The sequence below is a fragment of the Methanohalobium sp. genome (assembly GCF_046546175.1).
In the GTDB taxonomy this organism is placed as follows: Archaea; Halobacteriota; Methanosarcinia; order Methanosarcinales; family Methanosarcinaceae; genus Methanohalobium.
This window is the reverse complement of record NZ_JBKGYF010000128.1, coordinates 1-3087: the sequence shown is the minus strand read 5'-3', so window position 1 is coordinate 3087 and position 3087 is coordinate 1. Positions and strand designations below refer to the sequence as shown.

The window sequence follows — 3087 nt, the reverse complement described above, 5'->3', positions numbered from 1 at the left end:
AGCGATTCAATGGATGTCAAATACAATTACTGGAACTCCAGTAAAGGACCCTTTAATGCATCAAATAACCTGGAGGGTGCTCGGGCCTTAGGAAATGTAACATTTGAACCATACACAGAAGAATGCGCTAGTATCAGCATTGAGAAATATACCAATGGTGTAGACGATGATACTGGATTCGGTCCAACCATAGAGATAGGTACAAATGTTACATGAACCTACAACATAACCAATACCGGTAACGTTAAACTCTACAACATCACGGTAGTGGACAATAAACAGGGCGAAATTAATTGTTCAAAAACTAGCCTGATGCCCGGTTAATCCGTTGAATGTACATTAATAGGCACTGCTAAAGATGGTCAATACTCCAACATGGCAAACGTTACTGGAAATACACTATGTAGTATGACAGTAACAGATAGCGACCCAAGCCATTATTTCGGATATGATCACTGGGCAGGTGTTCCAACTGCAAATCCAGTATTGCTGGTTGGTGTTCTTGGAATTATAATAATGTTATTCCTGGGAAAAGAACAAAAACAGTGAGCCGAGGATAGTTCACAACTATCCTCACTATTTTTTATAAATTCAAACTTTGATTTGAAATTTTTATGTAACCTCCGTTTTCTGCTATATAATCCATAAGTTCATTATATATTCTGTTTATACCTAATGTATTACCATCACCGATTATTATCAACTTCTTTCTGGCTCTTGTTAGAGATACATTCAGACGTCTTAGGTCTTTTAAAAATCCGATATCCCTGTTATCATTTGACCTTACAAGTGATAGAATTATGGCGTCCTTTTCCCTACCCTGGAAACCATCCACTGTTTTTATTTCAAGCCCACTTATATTAATTTTCTTTTTGAGAAGCTCAATTTGGGCATCATAGGGTGAAATAACTCCGACATTTTCAGGATTGATGCCATATGTTAAGATTCTATCAACTGTATTTTTTACTAGTTCTGCTTCTTTTGGGTTTTCTTTTGAGGTAGAACCTTTTGGTGTATTTTCACTGAAATTACCCTGAGTATCTACAAAAGTGATACCTTGCTTAAAATCACAGATTTTTTCAATTAAATCATCAGATGTATTTTTAGAACTGGATTCAAGTTTATGATCTTTAACCTCATCCGCAGCTTTCAATCCACCACTATAAAAATATGTATTCGGAAAACGCATGATTTCAATATTCATACGATACTGGATGTTCAGCATTTCCTTTATATGTGAGCCATGAACATCAATCATTCGTTCAAAAAGTGTTTCTTCCAGTCCATTTTCTTTTGCTTCTTGGTTTAATATTGTTGGTGGAAGTTGTTTATGGTCTCCTGCAAGTATTACTTTACCACCGTGACTCATGGATATCAAACAGGATGGTTCTGTAGACTGGGTTGCTTCATCAATAACTACAACATCAAAATCTTCATTTTCCAGTAATTCACTTCCTGCAGTGGAGTTGGTTGTGCACACAACATCCGCTTTCTGAATCAATTCATCCACTGCTTCATCTTCCAGTTTTTTTGCTTTTTCTATAATTGCACTTATTTGTTCCTGCAATTCAATCCATTTGGCGATTTGCTTCATTTTTTTGGGAGGTATACCTCTGGAACCTTTTCCTTTACTTGCAAGGTCTTTTATTGCTTCATTTGTAAGCCCTCTTCTCCATCGTCCAGATGAACAGGGATAATATTTCTGTTTTTCATTAAGCTTGTTAGCTTTTGCTCGCAAACTCTGAGCTCTCTGGTACTTTTCTTTATTTTCAACAAGAAAATCCAATGTATGCTGCCTCAATATTTCTGTAACCCTTGCAGGATGTCCTGCTCTTACTACATTTCTATTTTTACTGGTAAGAAAATCCACAAGATTATCTACTGCAACATTCGAATCACCTGTTGCCAGAACCTTTTGACCCCTGTCAACATGCTGTTCAATGACCTCTATTAAAGTTGTAGTTTTACCGGTTCCAGGTGGCCCGTGGATCAAAAACAGGTCTTCTGCTTCAAGTGACCTTTTAACAGCACTGACCTGAGATGAATTCAATCTATTATTATGGATTACCGGTTCTGAACCCTCATTAAATGTGGGTTTCAATTTACCAATCAATATATTCTGTAGACGCTGTTTTTTATCATCTGGATTTTCAAAATATTTTATGGACTTCAGCATCCTCTGGAAAGTTATATCATTGACATACAGGTCAACCCTCAAACCTTTGCCGTATACCATCCCAGGTGGTTTACTGTTGAATGACACAGAAATGGAATAATTGGTTTTCTCAATTACAGTGGCTTCGGGATTATTGGGGTCCATCGGATTTTTTTTACTTAACATCACCTGATCTCCAACAGATATTTCAGTATCTGGTAAATGACCTCCTCTAACCCTTACAAATTTTACAATATACTTGCCTCCCAGCCCTTTACCTTGGTCTCGCCCTCTCATATTAAGGACTGCTCTTCCACGGGATTCTCTTTCCTTTGGATTTAAATTCTTAATTTCATCCAGATGCTTTCTCATCTCTTCTTCACGTTCAAGCTCAACAAGTCTCGAATATTTATTTTTGTAGCCCCTATAATCTGAAAAACTTTTGGTTGCCACTGTATCACCAGACCAGTTATATTATGGTTTATCTTGAATAACAGAAAAAATTGAAATCCCTAAAGAAAAGGCTCAGGAATTTCGAAGACAAATTTGAAACTAATCCAATTACATGCAACAGTAAGATTGATTGTACTTGAATTTATTTGTAATTTCTAAAGTATATAAGAAATTCAAAATAAATTTAGTATAGCAGAGCATGAAACTGCTACTTAAACTTGGTTTCACCGTCCACAACTACAACTAGCGTTTTCTTAATACCTTTTTTGCAATTTCCACATGGTCTTCTATATTTACAATCTCAACATCATCTAACATCCCATATCAGAAACAATGGTCTCAATATCTTTTTTCAATTTGGAACATGTAGCACATCCGCTTGCATCCAGAAATTCTTCTTTAATAATACCACATCCTTTGTTTCAATATTATTTGAAATGGGTGGAAAAAAGATACTTAAATTTACCTGTATAAAAGAT

Annotated in this window: 3 protein-coding genes; 2 read left to right on the top strand and 1 reads right to left on the bottom strand. The window is 35.9% G+C overall.

The window, feature by feature from the left end; translation table 11 throughout:
• Positions 1-216: hypothetical protein (locus tag ACLFMM_RS09610; RefSeq protein ID WP_410808512.1), on the top strand; the 216-nt coding region annotated here is incomplete at its 5' end.
• 192 nt (positions 217-408) lie between these two features.
• Positions 409-549, top strand: coding sequence for a VPXXXP-CTERM sorting domain-containing protein (locus ACLFMM_RS09605; RefSeq protein ID WP_410808511.1), 141 nt, complete (start codon positions 409-411; stop codon positions 547-549).
• 34 nt (positions 550-583) lie between these two features.
• Here the strand turns inward: ACLFMM_RS09605 and ACLFMM_RS09600 are convergent, their stop codons facing one another.
• Positions 584-2608, bottom strand: coding sequence for an IGHMBP2 family helicase (locus ACLFMM_RS09600; RefSeq protein WP_410808510.1), 2025 nt, complete (start codon positions 2606-2608; stop codon positions 584-586).
• Positions 2609-3087: the final 479 nt, after the last annotated feature.